This is a genomic window from Cronobacter universalis NCTC 9529 (genome assembly GCF_001277175.1).
Classification (GTDB): domain Bacteria; phylum Pseudomonadota; class Gammaproteobacteria; order Enterobacterales; family Enterobacteriaceae; genus Cronobacter; species Cronobacter universalis.
The window spans coordinates 762,486-777,774 of sequence record NZ_CP012257.1; the positions used below are offsets into that span (position 1 = coordinate 762,486).

Here is a 15,289-nt window from a genome sequence, read left to right on the forward strand (position 1 = left end):
AAATGCTGTGAAGCGAGAATTTGTGACGCCACGCAAATATTCGATGTGGACATTTCTGCCGCGCTTATAGACACTTCGGTTATGGATTAAAAAGCCTGACAGCGAAGGCAATACAGGTTATTTTCTGTAATAAAGCGGGCTTAAGCCGCCGCCGCTGTTCTGCCGGGCGCTCAGGCGCCTGCCGCCGCTGGCGAAAATAACGATATGGACAAATGGTTTCTTCACTCTCGCTTCGGAGCGCCGTGAAAATGGCTGAAACGCAAAACGATCCTCTGCTGCCTGGTTACTCGTTCAACGCCCATCTCGTGGCCGGACTGACGCCGATTGAGGCCGATGGCTGGCTCGATTTTTTCATCGACCGGCCGCTCGGCATGAAAGGTTATATTCTCAACCTGACGGTGCGCGGCGAAGGGGTGGTGAAAAATCAGGGTAAAGAATATCTCTGCCGCCCCGGCGATATGCTGCTGTTTCCGCCGGGCGAAGTGCACCACTATGGCCGCAACCCGGAGGCCAAAGAGTGGTATCACCAGTGGGTCTATTTCCGCCCGCGCGCCTACTGGCATGAGTGGCTGAACTGGCCCGCCATTTTCGCCAATACCGGTTTTTACCGCCCGGATGAGGCGCATCACGAACAGTTTTCTTCGCTGTTTCAGGCGATTATCGACGCCGCCCAGGGGCCGGGGCGTTATGCCGAGCTGCTGGCGATAAACCTGCTGGAGCAGCTGCTGCTGCGCCGCGTCGAGGCGATTAGCGAATCGCTGAAAGCGCCGCTCGACAGCCGCGTGCGCGACGCCTGCCAGTACATCAGCGATCACCTGGCCGACAGCCATTTTGATATCGCAAGCGTCGCGCAGCACGTCTGTCTGTCGCCGTCGCGCCTGTCGCATCTCTTCCGCCAGCAGTTGGGCGTCAGCGTGCTGAGCTGGCGCGAAGATCAGCGCATCAGCCAGGCGAAGCTTCTGCTCAGCACTACACGTATGCCGATAGCGAGCGTCGGGCGCAACGTGGGTTTTGAAGATCAGCTCTATTTCTCGCGGGTGTTTAAGAAGTGCACCGGGGCGAGCCCGAGTGAATTCCGCGCCGGGTGCGAATAACGCAACGTGGGTTTCGTGTCATGCCCGGTAAAGTAAAGTATGGTTAAAGAAGGATGGCTTGACGCAGAGCATAGCGCTCAGGAGAATCCTCTGTTCCACACTTTACCGGATGCGTTATGGAAGCCTTTCTGGAACACTTTATCACTCAGTCAGTCGCCTATTCGCTGATTGCTATTGCGCTGGTAGCGTTCCTCGAATCCCTGGCGCTGGTCGGGCTGTTGCTGCCCGGCACCGTACTGATGGCCGCCCTGGGCGCGCTTATCGGCAGCGGCGAGGTCAATTTTTATGAGGCCTGGGCCGTGGGGATTATTGGCTGCCTGCTTGGCGACTGGATCTCATTCTGGCTCGGCTGGCGCTTTAAAAAGCCGCTGCACCGCTGGTCCTTCCTGAAAAAACACAAGGCGCTGCTCGATAAAACCGAACACGCGCTGCATCAGCACAGCATGTTTACCATTCTCGTCGGGCGCTTTGTCGGGCCGACGCGCCCGCTGGTGCCGATGGTGGCGGGAATGCTCGACCTGCCGGTGCGTAAATTCCTCGCGCCGAATATTGTGGGCTGCCTGCTCTGGCCGCCGTTTTACTTTCTGCCGGGCATTCTCGCGGGCGCCGCTATCGATATTCCGCCGGAGATGAAAAGCGGTGCGTTTAAATGGCTGCTCGGCGGCGTGGCGCTGCTGGTCTGGCTGGCGGCGTGGCTGCTCTGGCGCTGGTGGCGCAGCGGTAAAACGCAGGATCGCCTCACGCGCTATCTGCCGCGCGCGCGTCTGCACTGGCTGGCTCCCGGCGTGGCGGCGGCGGCGGCCGTGGCGCTGTTCGCCATTCAGAGCCACCCGCTGATGCCGGTCTATCGCAGTATTCTGTGGAAAGTGGTGACCGGCGCTCAGTGAGGCGTAATGCCGAGCAGCGCCGACGCGCTGGCCTCGCCGCTCAGCAACTGCGCGGTGGGGCCGTCCCAGACGATGCGTCCTTCAACGACCACCAGACTGCGCGCGGCGATACGCGCCGCATCTTCCACGCTGTGCGAGACCATGAGCAGCGTCGTGCCTTCCTCTTCGCATATCTGCTCCAGCAGCGTCAGCATCTCCTGACGCAGCGCCGGATCGAGTGCGGAAAACGGCTCATCCAGCAGCAGAACGGGGCGCTTTCGCACCAGACAGCGCGCCAGCGCCGCCCGCTGACGCTGGCCGCCGGAGAGCGCGGTCGGCAGCCGCTCCAGCAGATCGCCAATCGCCATGTTGTCGGCTATCGCCTCGACCTGACGCTTCTGCTGCGCGTTCAGCCGCAGGGCGGGCGAGAGCCCGAGCGCAATATTCTGGCGCACCGTCAGATGGTTAAAGAGATTATTTTCCTGAAACAGCATCGATACCGGGCGTTGTGACGGCGGCGTGCGGGTGTGATCCGCCCGGTTGATAGTAAGCGTGCCGCTGGCGGGCGCGAGAAACCCGGCAATCAGGTTAAGCAGCGTGCTTTTGCCCGCGCCGCTTGGTCCCAGCACCGCCACCCGTTCGCCCTCGCGCACGTCCAGCGTAAAGCGCATCGGCAGGTGGTGATACAGCCAGGTGAGATCAGTCAGTGTCAGCATGGCGCCCCGGAAGTTTTTCAATCAAGGTGAACAGCAGGAAACAGAGGAGCAGCAGCAACAGCGCCGTGACGGCGCCCGCGTCGCTGCGGTAGGCGCCGATCTGCTGGTAGAGATAAAAGGGCAGCGTGCGGAAATCTTCATTGCCAAACAGCGCCACGACGCCGAAATCGCCAATCGACAGTACGCAGGCGAACGCCATCGCCTGGGCGAGCGGCACCCGCAGCGCGCGGGCCTCTACCAGCCGCAGCCGGTTCAGGCCGTGCATATCAAGCGACGCGCAGAGCGCGCCGTAACGCGCGGCGATGTCGCGCATCGGGTTATCGAGCACTTTCAGCGCGTAAGGGATCGCCATCAGGGCGTTGGTGAAAATGACAATCGCGTCGGCGCGCTCCGGCAGCCCGATAGTGGCATTCAGCAGCAGGAAAAAACCGGTCGCCAGCACGATGCCCGGCATCGCGAGGATCAGCACGCCGCAGAGCTCCAGGCTTTGCCCGGCGAGACGACGCTGGCGCAGATACAGTTCGCGCGTGCTCCAGAGCAGCATCATGGTCAGGATAACGCACAGCGCCCCCGCGCAGAGCGCGATACGCAGCGACGTCCAGAGCGCGCCCCACAGCGCCGGGTCGGCCAGCGCATGGCCGATGTCGCCGCGCAGGCCGTCCACCAGCACCGCCAGCAGCGGCGGCAGGAGAAGCAGCAGCGCGGCACCAATCAGCACGGAATCGGTAAGCTTGCTGCGCCACGAATCCTCCGGGTTGCGCCAGCCGCGCACCAGCGTCGCGCCGACCGGGATCGCCTTGCTGAGCCGCTGGCTTAACAGGATAAGCGACAGGCAGCAGCCCATCTGGATAAGCGCCAGCAGCGCCGCGCGGCCCGGATCGTAGTCATAGCTCAGCGCCTGGTAGATGGCGAGCTCAATGGTTGTCGCCTGCGGCCCGCCGCCAAGCGCCAGCACCGTCGCGAAACTGGCGAAGCAGAGCATAAAAATGAGCGCCGCCACCGGCGGGATCTGGCGGCGCAGCCAGGGCCACTCCACCAGCCGGAAGAAATCCCAGCCGCGCATACCGAGCTGTGCGGCGAGCTGGCGCTGTTCGCCGGGGATCTGCGTCAGCGTCTGGTACAGCAGGCGGGTCGCCATCGGCATATTAAAAAAGAGGTGCGCCAGCAGGATGCCCTGGAGGCCGTAAGGCGAGAACGTCCATTCGATGCCGAGCGTCGCGCAGAGCGCGGCCAGCAAGCCGCTGCGCCCGTAGACGCTGAGCAGGCCGAAAATCGCCACCAGCACCGGCAGGATAAGCGTCATGGCGCACAGGCGCAGCAGCATTCGCCGCCCCGGAAAGCGGCGGCGGTAGAGCGCGCGGGCGAGGGGGATCGCGGGCACGACGGAAAGCAGGGCGGAGAGAAACGCCTGCCAGAACGAGAAGCGCACCACGTGCCACAGGTAGCTGTCGTGCAGCAGCGCGCGTATGTCGGTGTGCGGCGCGTGCGTCCAGAGCGCTGCGAACGCCGCCAGCGCCACCGCCGCCATCAAGAGGGCGGCGGTGAGGCCGGGCCAGAGCCAGCCGGGGATCAGCGGCTCACGGCGCGTTGCCATTCACTCGTCCATTGCGCGCGCTGTGCGGCGACTTCCTGTGAGGTGAACTGCAGGGTGGTCTGCGGCCGGGTCAGGGCGTTAAACCCTTCCGGCAGCGCGACGTTGGTCACCGGGTACATCCAGTTGCCCGCGGGGATCGCATTCTGGAACGCGGGCGAAACCATAAACTTCAGGAACTTTTCCGCCAGTGCCGGCTGTTTGCTGGCGGCGGTGCGTGCGGCGACTTCCACCTGCAAATAGTGGCCTTCGCTGAAGTTCGCCGCCGCGTAGTTCTCTTTTTTCTCTTCAATGATGTGGTAGGCGGGCGAGGTGGTGTAGCTCAGCACCAGATCGCCTTCGCCTTTCAGGAACAGGCCGTAGGCTTCGCTCCAGCCTTTGGTGACGGTAACGGTCTTCGCGGCGAGCTTCTGCCAGGCGTCCGGCGCTTTATCGCCATAGACTTTCTGCATCCACAGCAGCAGGCCCAGCCCCGGCGTGCTGGTGCGCGGATCTTCATAGATGACGCGCCATTTCTGATCGCTCTCAACCAGCTCTTTCAGGCTTTTCGGCGGGTTTTTCAGCTTGTTTTTGTCATAGACGAAGGCGAACCAGCCGTAGTCGAACGGCACAAAGGTGTCGTTGTTCCAGCCGCCCGGCACGTTAACCTCACCCGCCGGAACGCCGCTTTTCGCGAACAGCCCGGTCGCGGTCGCGGCCTGAAGCAGGTTGTTATCCAGGCCCAGCACCACATCGGCTTTGCTGTTTTTGCCTTCCATGCGCAGACGGTTAAGCAGCGAGACGCCATCTTCCAGCGCCACGAATTTCAGCTCGCAGCCGCAGTCGGCTTCAAAGGCGGTTTTAATTTTCGGGCCAGGGCCCCACTCCGAGGAGAAGGAGTCGTAGGTGTAGACGGTCAGAACGGGTTTGGCGAAAGCCGGAGCGGCGGCGAGCGCCAGCAGGGGAAGCAGTTTTTTTAACACTTTGCACCTTTATCAAATGGGGGCAAAGGATTTTGAGCGGTAGCCTCAAATCCCTTCGCCGGCGTTATCCGGATCAGGTTCGACGGGTATTATCTCAGCGCACCGGTCAGCCGGCAGCACCCCGTTGAGAACGGCCCATTGTAATGATTTGCGTATTGTTGCGAAAGGGTTACGGCTCGGGCGGCGCAAACCAGGCGGATTTAAAATCAAACCAGCCGAGCGTGTTCATCCGCACGCCGCGCATACTGCGCTGGCCCTGTAGCATCAGCCAGTGGTGGATCAGCGGCAGAATGTCCTGACGCTCGAGCATCGTGCGGCACCACTGCGGCAGGTTCAGCGATCCGGTGCGCCAGCGCTGCGCGTCGCCCTGCCAGTCGAGCGGAATGCAGCGCTGGATCAGCGGCACTTCGCACAGGTGCGCGAACAGCGAGAAATCGAGCGGCAGCGTAAAGTTGGCGCTGTTAAGCCACAAATCGCTGGTGATGTCGCCCTGATACCACTCCTCATAGCTCACTTCCCGCAGTTCCAGCTCCACCTGCTCCTGCGCCAGAATGTCGCGCAGCAGCGCGCCGATAATGCGGTTTTCATTGTGGTCGCCATAGAAGGTAAGCGTCAGGCGCTCAAGCCCGGCGGGTTTGCGCGCCTCAGGGATTTGCGGCGCGTGGTGCCAGCGCGGCAGCAGGCCGTAAGCCGGAAACCAGATGCGCTGATAGTGCGGCGCGGCGCGGTGCAGCAGGCGGGCGGGCGTAAAGCGCGAGCTTATCCAGCGGCGCACCTCCGGCATGGCGCCGACGCGCGAGCGGGAATCAAACAGCAGGTAGTAGCAGCCTTCTTCGAGGCGGCTCTCCACGGCTTTTTCGTCGGCGTCGCGCGTCGGGCCTTCAAGCTGAACGGCGCAGCTCAGCTCCTCGCCGATTTCCGGCAGCACCCAGAAGTTGACCTCATCAATCAGCGCCCGGTAACCGAAGTAGTCGTCGAAGGCGTGGATTTTTAGCTGGTTGCTGTTATTGCGCACCACCGCGTAAGGGCCAGTGCCGACGGGCTGACTGGCGAATTTCGGCAGCTCCGGCCACTCCCGCGGCAGGATCATCGCAGGCACGCTGCCCATCAGCCACGGCAGCCAGTCGTCCGGCTCGCTCAGGTGAATATCCAGCGTCCAGGCCGTGGGGGAGATCACCTGGCGGATATGCGCGTAGAGCGGCAGGGCGCAGATGCGCTGTAGCGAGCTGATGACATCCAGCATATCGAGCTCGCGGCCATGATGAAAATGGATGCCGGGGCGTAAGAAAAAGCGCCAGTGAAAAGGGGAAATACGCTGCCAGTGGTGCGCAATATCGGCTTCCAGTTCCCCGTTTTCCTCGTTTATGCGCGTCAGGCCGCTGAAAATTTGCCGGGCGATATGGGTTTCTGAACGGCGCAACGCGCTGCCGGGCAGCAGGTTTTGCAGCGGGCGGTAATAGAGCACGCGCAGAATATGGCGTCCCTGGCGGAAGCTGCGGCCCAGGTGCGAGAGCAGCATTTGGCGCACCGCGGATTTGTCGCCGACGATCTGCACCAGCTGATCGATCCTGTCCTGCTCCAGCAGATCTTCCGCCCGCTGCTGCTGGAGCGCGAGCCCGGTATAGAGGAAACGCAGCCTGGAGCGTTTGCCGCGTCCGGCTTCGGCTTCCCACGTCAGCCAGCCGCGCGCCTGCATGGCGTTCAGCAGCGTGCGCATGTGGCGGCGCGAGCAGCTCAGCAGCTCGGCCAGTTCGTTCAGCGTGGTGTCCTGGGGCTTGCCATCGCAGCATTGCCACAGGCGGATGAATTGCTGTTGCAGACGACCTGAAGGCATAAAAGGGGAACTCCTGCTCGAAACTCATCAATTTAATATTCCCTATATTACGGCAATACTTCTCTTCGATGAAAGCGGAGGGGCTTATGAAAACGTCGTCAACAGGCAGGTTTTATCAGCAGTATTTCAGCGCAACGCAACGTCTTTCCGGTTCATGGCTGGCCCGCCTGAACGGTAAAACGCCGCAACGAATGCTCGATGAGATCATGCAGTGGGAGGTGACACTCCCGATGACGTTTAAACGCCGCTAAGCGGACATCACGTGTAACTGAGTATTGGTGCTTTTCACCTGCCAGCAGTGTGCTACTGCTGGCTTTTTTCGTCTATCATGAACACGTTTCAACCCGCCCCAACCGAAAGGATGCGCCCGATGCTGTGGTTTCTTACGTTCGTCCGACGTCTCAATGTCGTCTATCTCTCCTTTATGGTCGTCGCCTTTATGATGGGTGTGGCGGGCGCGCTGCAGGCGCCGACGCTGAGTCTGTTTTTAAGCCGGGAAGTCGGCGCGCCGCCGTTCTGGGTCGGGCTGTTTTATACGGTGAACGCGATTGCCGGGATTGCCGTCAGCCTGTTGCTGGCGAAGCGCTCCGACAGCCGGGGCGACCGGCGCAAGCTGATCCTTTTTTGCTGCCTGATGGCGGTCGGCAACTGCGTTTTGTTCGCCTTTAATCGTCATTATCTGACGCTGATTACCGCAGGCGTGCTGCTGGCGTCGCTTGCGAATACCGCCATGCCGCAGCTTTTCGCGCTGGCGCGCGAGTATGCCGATAACTCCGCCCGCGAGGCGGTGATGTTCAGCTCGGTGATGCGCGCCCAGCTCTCGCTCGCATGGGTTATCGGGCCGCCGCTGTCGTTTATGCTGGCGCTGAGTTTCGGCTTTACCACCATGTTTTTAATCGCCGCCGGGATTTTTATCCTGAGCCTGGGGATTATCTTTTTCGCGCTGCCGTCTGTGGCGCGTATTGAGCAGCCTGCCGATGTGGCGATCACGCAGGTCAGCGGTTGGAAGGATAAGAACGTGCGGATGCTGTTTATCGCCTCCGTGCTGATGTGGACCTGTAATACGATGTATATCATCGATATGCCGCTGTGGGTGAGCCAGGAGCTGGCGCTGCCCGAGAGCCTCGCGGGCGTGCTGATGGGCACCGCGGCGGGGCTTGAGATCCCGGCGATGCTGCTGGCCGGTTTTTACGTGAAGCGGTTCGGTAAAAAGCCGATGATGCTGGTGGCGGTGGGAGCGGGCGTGCTGTTTTACGCCGGGCTTAATCTCTTTCACAGCCGCGAGGCGCTGCTGGGGTTGCAGCTCTTTAACGCGCTGTTTATCGGGATTGTCGCGGGGATTGGGATGATCTGGTTTCAGGATCTGATGCCGGGGCGCGCCGGTTCTGCCACCACGCTGTTCAGCAACAGTATTTCGACAGGCGTGATCCTGGCGGGCGTGGTGCAGGGGGCGCTGGTGGAGAGCTTCGGGCATTACGCCGTGTACCCGGTAATTACCGGGGTAGCGCTGGTGGCGTTGTGGCTGACGAGCCGGGTGAAGGATGTGTAAGGACGGTGATGGTGTGGCGGCGGGTGCGCTGCGCTTACCCGCCCTGTGGAGATACGGTTAAGTGTTTGTAGGGCGGGTAAGCAACGCGCACCCGCCGTAAATACCAGATAAACCGTAAAAACTCACCCCATAAACGCGGGCTGTTTTTTCTCATACGCCGCGATGGCGTCGTCGTGCTGCAACGTCAGACCGATGCTGTCCAGCCCGTTCAGCATACAGTGGCGACGAAACGCGTCGATGTTAAAGCTATAAGACTTATCGCCCGCTTTCACCACCTGCGCTTCCAGATCCACTTCAAAGCGAATGCCGGGGTTCGCCTTCACCAGCGCAAACATCTCATCCACTTCTTCATCGCTGAGCGTCACCGGCAGCAGCTGGTTGTTAAAGCTGTTGCCGTAGAAGATATCGGCGAAACTCGGCGCAATCACCACTTTAAAACCGTAATCGGTCAGCGCCCATGGCGCGTGCTCGCGCGACGAGCCGCAGCCGAAGTTTTCGCGCGCCAGCAGGATAGACGCGCCCTGATATTCCGGGAAATTCAGCACGAATTCCGGGTTCGGCTGCTCGCCTTTGTCATCGAGAAAACGCCAGTCATTAAACAGATGCGCGCCGAAGCCGGTGCGCGTCACCTTTTGCAGGAACTGCTTCGGGATAATCGCGTCGGTATCCACGTTCGCCGCATCCAGCGGAACCACCAGACCGGTGTGTTGAGTAAATTTCTCTGCCATGGGGTTCCCCTTATTTCAGACTACGGATGTCGGCGAAACGGCCGGTCACGGCGGCGGCGGCGGCCATCGCCGGGCTGACCAGGTGCGTGCGTCCGCCGCGGCCCTGACGGCCTTCAAAGTTACGGTTGCTGGTCGACGCGCAGCGCTCGCCAGGGTTCAGGCGGTCGTTGTTCATCGCAAGGCACATCGAGCAGCCAGGCAGACGCCATTCAAAACCAGCCTCGATGAAAATCTTATCCAGCCCTTCGGCTTCCGCCTGCGCTTTCACCGGGCCTGAGCCTGGCACCACCAGCGCCTGAACGCCCGGCGCCACTTTACGGCCGCGGGCGATTTCAGCCGCGGCGCGCAGATCTTCAATGCGCGAGTTGGTGCAGGAGCCGATAAACACTTTATCGATAGCCACATCGGTCAGCGGCACGCCGGGCTTGAGGCCCATGTAAGCCAGCGCTTTCTCGGCGGAGGCGCGCTCAACCGGATCGGCGAACGAGGCCGGGTCGGGAATGGCGTCGCTTACGGCGATCACCTGGCCTGGGTTGGTGCCCCAGGTGACTTGCGGGGCGATCTCTTCGGCATTGAGTGTGACCACGGCGTCAAACTGCGCGCCGTCGTCGGTTTTCAGGGTTTTCCAGTACGCTACGGCCTCGTCGAAATCCTGGCCTTTCGGCGCGTGCAGACGGCCTTTAACATAGTGAAAAGTGGTTTCATCCGGTGCCACCAGGCCCGCTTTGGCGCCCATTTCGATCGCCATGTTGCACAGCGTCATGCGGCCTTCCATGCTGAGCGCGCGGATAGCGTCGCCGCAGAACTCCACTACATAGCCGGTGCCGCCGGCGCTGCCGGTTTTACCAATAATCGCCAGCACGATATCTTTCGCGGTGATGCCCGGCGCGGCGCGGCCATTAACCTCGATTTTCATGGTCTTCGCGCGGCCCTGTTTGAGCGTCTGGGTTGCCAGCACATGCTCCACTTCCGAAGTGCCGATGCCGAACGCCAGCGCGCCGAACGCCCCGTGGGTCGCGGTGTGGGAGTCGCCGCAGACGATGGTCATGCCCGGCAGGGTGATGCCCTGCTCCGGCCCCATGACATGCACGATGCCCTGATACGGATGGTTGAGATCGTAGAGCTCAACGCCGAACTCGTTGCAGTTCTTGATCAGCTCCTGCATCTGAATGCGGGCCATTTCGCCGGACGCATTGATGTCTTTGGTCTGGGTGGAGACGTTGTGATCCATGGTGGCGAACGTTTTGCGCGGCTGGCGCACCGGACGGCCATGGGCGCGCAGGCCGTCAAACGCCTGCGGCGACGTCACTTCATGCACCAGGTGACGGTCGATGTAGAGCAGCGGCGTTTCGTTCGGGGCCTCATGAACCACATGGGCGTCAAACAGCTTCTGATATAAGGTCTTTGCCATGGTTACACCCCTTCGGCCACATAGCGGGCAATGATATCGCCCATTTCGTCGGTGCTGACAGCCTGGCCGCCGCGGGCCAGGTCGCCGGTACGCACGCCTTCTTCGAGCGCGCGGTTAATCGCATTTTCAATCGCCGTCGCCGCGTCGTCGGCCTCCAGGCTGTAGCGCAGCAGCAGAGACAGCGAGAGGATCTGGGCTATCGGGTTGGCGATGTTTTTCCCGGCGATATCCGGCGCGGAGCCGCCAGCCGGCTCGTACAGACCAAAGCCCTGCTCGTTGAGGCTCGCGGAAGGCAGCATTCCCATGGAGCCGGTGATCATGGCGCACTCGTCAGAGAGAATATCGCCGAACAGGTTAGAGCAGAGCAGCACGTCGAACTGCGACGGATCTTTAATCAGCTGCATGGTGGCGTTGTCGATGTACATGTGCGCCAGTTCGACGTCCGGGTACTCTTTGCCGATTTCATTGACGATTTCGCGCCACAGCAGCGACGTTTGCAGCACGTTCGCTTTATCAATCGAGGTGACTTTATTACGGCGTTTGCGCGCCGATTCAAACGCGATGCGGGCGATGCGTTCTATCTCAAAACGGTGATAGATCTCGGTGTCGAACGCTTTTTCATGCATGCCGCTGCCTTCGCGGCCTTTCGGCTGGCCGAAGTAGATGCCGCCGGTCAGCTCGCGCACGCAGAGGATGTCAAAGCCGTTGGCGGCGATATCGGCGCGCAGCGGGCAAAATTCTTCCAGGCCCTGGTAGAGCTTCGCCGGACGCAGATTGCTGAACAATTTGAAATGTTTACGCAGCGGCAGCAGCGCGCCGCGCTCCGGCTGCTGCGCGGGAGGCAGATTTTCCCACTTCGGGCCGCCGACCGAGCCGAACAGGATCGCATCGGCCTGCTCGCAGCCTTCAATGGTGGCCTGCGGCAGCGGGTTGCCGTGGCGATCGATGGCGATGCCGCCAACGTCGTAATGGCTGGTGGTAATACGCATATCAAAGCGACCACGAACGGCATCCAGTACTTTCAGGGCTTGCGCCATCACTTCCGGGCCAATACCGTCGCCCGGCAAAACTGCAATATGATAATTTTTAGACATCACACGGTTTCCTGATTGTGTTCTTTATTCTGTGCTTTGCGTTGCAACTCTTTCTCGACTTCGCCGGCGCGCCAGATGTTGTTCAGCACGTTGATCATCGCGCGGGCGGAGGATTCGACGATATCGGTCGTCAGCCCCACGCCGTGGAAGTGACGGCCGTTGTAGCTGACCACGATATCCACCTGGCCCAGCGCGTTTTTGCCGTGGCCTTTCGCGCCTAACTGGTATTTCACCAGCTCAATGTCGTAGTCGGTAATGCGGTTGATGGCCTGATAGACCGCGTCGACCGGGCCGTTGCCGTTAGCGGCTTCGGCTTTAATTTCCTCGCCGCAGGCGAGCTTCACAGAAGCGGTCGCCATAGCGCTGGAGCCGGACTGCACGCTGAAGTATTCCAGACGGAAGTGCTCCGGCTCTTCCTGCTGTTTATTGATAAAGGCCAGCGCTTCCAGATCGTAATCAAACACCTGGCCTTTTTTATCCGCCAGCTTCAGGAAGGCGTCGTACAGGTCATCCAGGTTGTAGTCGTTTTCGTGATAGCCCATCTCTTCCATGCGGTGCTTCACGGCGGCGCGGCCGGAGCGGGACGTCAGGTTCAGCTGCACCTGATTCAGGCCGATGGATTCCGGCGTCATGATTTCGTAGTTTTCGCGGTTCTTCAGGACGCCATCCTGGTGGATGCCGGAAGAGTGGGCGAAGGCGCCGGAGCCGACCACCGCTTTGTTCGCCGGGATCGGCATGTTGCAGATCTGGCTGACAGTCTGGCTGGTGCGCCAGATCTCCTGGTGGTTAATGCGGGTGTGGACGTTCATCAGGTTCTGGCGCAGCTTGATGGCCATAATGACTTCTTCCAGCGCGCAGTTGCCCGCGCGTTCGCCGATGCCGTTTAACGTGCCTTCCACCTGACGCGCGCCCGCCTGCACGGCGGCCAGGGCGTTGCCGACGGCCATGCCCAGATCGTCATGGGTATGAACGGAGATGACTGCTTTGTCGATGTTCGGTACGTGCTCGTACAGGCCGCTGATGATATTGCTGAATTCGAAAGGCAGGGTGTAGCCGACGGTGTCCGGGATATTAATGGTGGTGGCGCCGGCGTTGATAGCGGCTTCCACGACGCGCGCCAGATCGGCAATCGGGGTGCGGCCCGCGTCTTCACAGGAGAATTCGACGTCGTCGGTATAGTTGCGGGCGCGTTTGACCATATAGACGGCGCGCTCAATCACTTCATCCAGCGTACTGCGCAGTTTGGTCGCGATGTGCATCGGCGACGTGGCGATGAAAGTGTGAATACGAAACGCCTCGGCGACTTTCAGAGATTCGGCGGCCACGTCGATATCTTTTTCCACGCAGCGCGCCAGGGCGCAGACGCGGCTGTTTTTCACCTGACGGGCGATGGTCTGCACAGACTCGAAATCGCCCGGTGAAGAGACCGGAAAACCGACTTCCATAACATCGACACCCATGCGCTCAAGCGCCAGCGCGATTTGCAGTTTTTCCTTTACGCTCAGGCTCGCCTGCAGCGCCTGCTCACCGTCACGCAATGTGGTATCAAAAATAATGACTTGCTGGCTCATGGTTGGTGTCCTTATTTATCATGGGGCGCCTTGCGTGAGCATAAAAAAACCCGCGCAGCGGCGCGGGTTTTCGTATTTCTGATGACCTGACTCAAGCGTTACCGCTGAACGTCGCGCACCAGTCTACCGCGCACTGAGGATGCGTTTAGTAGTAGTAGACCAGCGAAACGAACGATGCGAATCATGAATCATGTCCCGAATAAATGCGTTAACAGGCTTTTAGTGGTACTTGATACCACAGACCATGTCAACCCCCTGTCCGTAATTCTACAGTTAACGCCACGGCATCTCGCCAGATGTGGATTTAGTGGATTATGCTGAGTAAACGCTATTATATAAAATATCTGTATAAGTTAAGCGAAGCGTAAGTATTGATGCCTGAAGGGCGCACATTTTAGATGCCGTTTTAGCGGTTCTGTGGCGTTAATTTATTCGCTATATCAATTAATTGAGAGCCATACAGCCTTCGTGATGACTTTTGAGACGGAATATTTTAAAACGCGCGGTCTCATTGATGAAAAAAGTGAAGTATTTACGAAAAGTTAATTGATAATTCATAAAGTGAATTATTGTTTATTCGTCTTTTTTATGATTTGATCACGCCGTATGATAAGCGCCATGATAAACAAATTCCAATATTATCAGGAGATATGTTTGTATTGTCTATTAATGAACGTTTAATTCAAAACAGTAACTTTTTTATGATTTTTTGAACCTCCTCTTTTGCCTGAAATTGCTACAAGATAAACGGAATGTTCTGGGTAATGCATGCAAAGGGAATAATGTATCAGTGGAGTAAACTATGTCTGGTGATCATATTGAACACTCACCCGCGCCTGAAGGGCTGAAACCTCAATTACGCACGGTCGATCTGAATTTATTGACGGTTTTTGATGCGGTAATGCAGGAACAAAATATTACCCGCGCGGCGCATATGCTGGGCATGTCCCAGCCCGCCGTCAGTAATGCGGTGGCGAGACTTAAGCTTATGTTTAATGACGAGTTATTCGTTCGCTACGGGCGCGGCATTCAGCCCACTGTCCGGGCCTGCCAGCTGTTCGGGTCGATTCGTCAGGCGCTTCAGCTGGTGCAAAATGAGTTGCCGGGTTCAGGCTTCGAGCCGCTCAGCAGCGAAAGGCTGTTTAACCTCTGCGTGTGCAGCCCGCTCGATAACCTGCTGACGTCGATTATTTACAACAGCGTAATGAATATCGCGCCCAATATTCATTTAGTATTTAAATCTTCGCTGAATCAGAATATTGAACATCAGCTGCGTTATCAGGAGACGGAATTCGTCATTGGCTACGACGAATTTCGTCGCCCGGAGTTTACCTGCGTGCCGCTATTTAAAGATGAAATGGTGCTGGTGAGCAGTAAAAGCCACCCGCGTAAAGATAACCTGTTACGCGAAAGCGAAGTGTTTAAAGAGCAGCACGCCGTGGTGGCGTTAGATCGTTTCAGTTCTTTTAGCCTGCCGTGGTATGACACTGCGGAAAAACAATCCGCCATCGCGTATCAGGGAATGGCGCTGACCAGCGTATTAAATGTGGTGTCGCGTACCAATCTGATTACTATCGCTCCACGCTGGCTGGCGCAGGATTATGAGCAGGCGCTGCAGCTGCAAATCATGCCGCTGCCGTTTAAGTTAAACAGCCGCACCTGTTATCTCTCCTGGCATGAAGCGGCCGGGCGCGATAAAGGACACCAGTGGATGGAGGAGCTGTTATCGAACGTCTGTCGGCGATAATCGTGGCGGAAAACCGGCGGGTGGCAATGGCCGCCCGTTTTTCTGTATCGACACGCTTTTCTGATATTTTATCCTGTTGTCATCGGCCGCCTTCCGGCGCATGGCGTTACCTTCCTGTTTTTTGAT

Annotated in this window: 14 protein-coding genes and 1 riboswitch; of the genes, 5 read left to right on the top strand and 9 right to left on the bottom strand. The window is 59.2% G+C overall.

What is annotated here, in order from left to right; translation table 11 throughout:
• The first annotated feature begins 248 nt into the window (after positions 1–248).
• Both araC and AFK65_RS03475 read left to right on the top strand, forming a co-directional pair.
• Entirely contained in the window at positions 249–1,094 is an 846-nt protein-coding gene (araC, locus tag AFK65_RS03470) for an arabinose operon transcriptional regulator AraC (RefSeq protein WP_004386427.1), read from the top strand.
• Between the two features lie 116 nt (positions 1,095–1,210).
• Positions 1,211–1,981, top strand: a complete 771-nt coding sequence (locus AFK65_RS03475; RefSeq protein WP_038858055.1) for a DedA family protein — start codon at positions 1,211–1,213, stop codon at positions 1,979–1,981.
• On the opposite strand, the gene thiQ is transcribed toward AFK65_RS03475, so the two are convergent.
• The 4 genes from thiQ to sgrR form a co-directional block, all read right to left on the bottom strand.
• On the bottom strand, positions 1,975–2,676 hold the full coding sequence (gene thiQ / locus AFK65_RS03480) for a thiamine ABC transporter ATP-binding protein ThiQ (protein WP_007706109.1): 702 nt from the start codon (positions 2,674–2,676) through the stop codon (positions 1,975–1,977). The genes AFK65_RS03475 and thiQ overlap by 7 nt on opposite strands.
• On the bottom strand, positions 2,660–4,270 hold the full coding sequence (thiP, locus tag AFK65_RS03485; protein WP_038858053.1) for a thiamine/thiamine pyrophosphate ABC transporter permease ThiP: 1,611 nt from the start codon (positions 4,268–4,270) through the stop codon (positions 2,660–2,662). Before thiP ends, thiQ begins: the two co-directional genes overlap by 17 nt.
• Positions 4,246–5,229, bottom strand: coding sequence for a thiamine ABC transporter substrate binding subunit (thiB, locus tag AFK65_RS03490; protein WP_007706260.1), 984 nt, complete (start codon positions 5,227–5,229; stop codon positions 4,246–4,248). Before thiB ends, thiP begins: the two co-directional genes overlap by 25 nt.
• Before the next feature lie 32 nt (positions 5,230–5,261).
• Positions 5,262–5,363, bottom strand: a riboswitch (TPP riboswitch).
• A gap of 35 nt (positions 5,364–5,398) precedes the next feature.
• Positions 5,399–7,063: an HTH-type transcriptional regulator SgrR gene (gene sgrR, locus AFK65_RS03495; protein WP_007706263.1), complete on the bottom strand. Its 1,665-nt coding sequence runs from the start codon at positions 7,061–7,063 to the stop codon at positions 5,399–5,401.
• A gap of 86 nt (positions 7,064–7,149) precedes the next feature.
• On the opposite strand from sgrR, the gene sgrT reads away from it, so the two are divergent.
• Positions 7,150–7,314, top strand: coding sequence for a glucose uptake inhibitor SgrT (gene sgrT, locus AFK65_RS20670; protein WP_007706266.1), 165 nt, complete (start codon positions 7,150–7,152; stop codon positions 7,312–7,314).
• Between the two features lie 119 nt (positions 7,315–7,433).
• Entirely contained in the window at positions 7,434–8,612 is a 1,179-nt protein-coding gene (locus AFK65_RS03500; RefSeq protein WP_038858051.1) for a sugar efflux transporter, read from the top strand.
• A 122-nt stretch (positions 8,613–8,734) separates the two neighbouring features.
• Here the strand turns inward: AFK65_RS03500 and leuD are convergent, their stop codons facing one another.
• The 5 genes from leuD to leuL all read right to left on the bottom strand — a co-directional run bounded on the left by leuD (position 8,735) and on the right by leuL (position 13,601).
• The gene (leuD, locus tag AFK65_RS03505; protein WP_007706324.1) at positions 8,735–9,340 is read right to left on the bottom strand and encodes a 3-isopropylmalate dehydratase small subunit; all 606 of its coding nucleotides are present in this window, start codon (positions 9,338–9,340) and stop codon (positions 8,735–8,737) included.
• A 10-nt stretch (positions 9,341–9,350) separates the two neighbouring features.
• Positions 9,351–10,751: a 3-isopropylmalate dehydratase large subunit gene (gene leuC / locus AFK65_RS03510; RefSeq protein ID WP_007706326.1), complete on the bottom strand. Its 1,401-nt coding sequence runs from the start codon at positions 10,749–10,751 to the stop codon at positions 9,351–9,353.
• 2 nt (positions 10,752–10,753) lie between these two features.
• Positions 10,754–11,845 carry a 3-isopropylmalate dehydrogenase gene (leuB, locus tag AFK65_RS03515; RefSeq protein ID WP_007706329.1) on the bottom strand — a complete coding sequence of 364 codons (1,092 nt, stop codon included), beginning with the start codon at positions 11,843–11,845 and terminating at the stop codon, positions 10,754–10,756.
• On the bottom strand, positions 11,845–13,416 hold the full coding sequence (gene leuA, locus AFK65_RS03520) for a 2-isopropylmalate synthase (RefSeq protein WP_007706331.1): 1,572 nt from the start codon (positions 13,414–13,416) through the stop codon (positions 11,845–11,847). The genes leuB and leuA overlap by 1 nt, the downstream gene beginning before the upstream one ends.
• Positions 13,417–13,514: 98 nt before the next feature.
• Positions 13,515–13,601, bottom strand: a complete 87-nt coding sequence (gene leuL / locus AFK65_RS22400; RefSeq protein WP_100207198.1) for a leu operon leader peptide — start codon at positions 13,599–13,601, stop codon at positions 13,515–13,517.
• 617 nt (positions 13,602–14,218) lie between these two features.
• Here leuL and leuO point away from each other — a divergent pair.
• Positions 14,219–15,163, top strand: coding sequence for a transcriptional regulator LeuO (gene leuO, locus AFK65_RS03525; protein WP_007706338.1), 945 nt, complete (start codon positions 14,219–14,221; stop codon positions 15,161–15,163).
• Positions 15,164–15,289: the final 126 nt, after the last annotated feature.

Bases quoted from the DNA above. Each gene is read 5' to 3' on its own strand.
- araC (WP_004386427.1), top strand. From the start codon at position 249: ATGGCTGAAACGCAAAACGATCCTCTGCTGCCTGGTTACTCGTTCAAC.
- AFK65_RS03475 (WP_038858055.1), top strand. From the start codon at position 1,211: ATGGAAGCCTTTCTGGAACACTTTATCACTCAGTCAGTCGCCTATTCG.
- thiQ (WP_007706109.1), bottom strand. From the start codon at position 2,676: ATGCTGACACTGACTGATCTCACCTGGCTGTATCACCACCTGCCGATG.
- thiP (WP_038858053.1), bottom strand. From the start codon at position 4,270: ATGGCAACGCGCCGTGAGCCGCTGATCCCCGGCTGGCTCTGGCCCGGC.
- sgrR (WP_007706263.1), bottom strand. From the start codon at position 7,063: ATGCCTTCAGGTCGTCTGCAACAGCAATTCATCCGCCTGTGGCAATGC.
- sgrT (WP_007706266.1), top strand. From the start codon at position 7,150: ATGAAAACGTCGTCAACAGGCAGGTTTTATCAGCAGTATTTCAGCGCA.
- AFK65_RS03500 (WP_038858051.1), top strand. From the start codon at position 7,434: ATGCTGTGGTTTCTTACGTTCGTCCGACGTCTCAATGTCGTCTATCTC.
- leuD (WP_007706324.1), bottom strand. From the start codon at position 9,340: ATGGCAGAGAAATTTACTCAACACACCGGTCTGGTGGTTCCGCTGGAT.
- leuC (WP_007706326.1), bottom strand. From the start codon at position 10,751: ATGGCAAAGACCTTATATCAGAAGCTGTTTGACGCCCATGTGGTTCAT.
- leuB (WP_007706329.1), bottom strand. From the start codon at position 11,845: ATGTCTAAAAATTATCATATTGCAGTTTTGCCGGGCGACGGTATTGGC.
- leuA (WP_007706331.1), bottom strand. From the start codon at position 13,416: ATGAGCCAGCAAGTCATTATTTTTGATACCACATTGCGTGACGGTGAG.
- leuL (WP_100207198.1), bottom strand. From the start codon at position 13,601: ATGATTCGCATCGTTCGTTTCGCTGGTCTACTACTACTAAACGCATCC.
- leuO (WP_007706338.1), top strand. From the start codon at position 14,219: ATGTCTGGTGATCATATTGAACACTCACCCGCGCCTGAAGGGCTGAAA.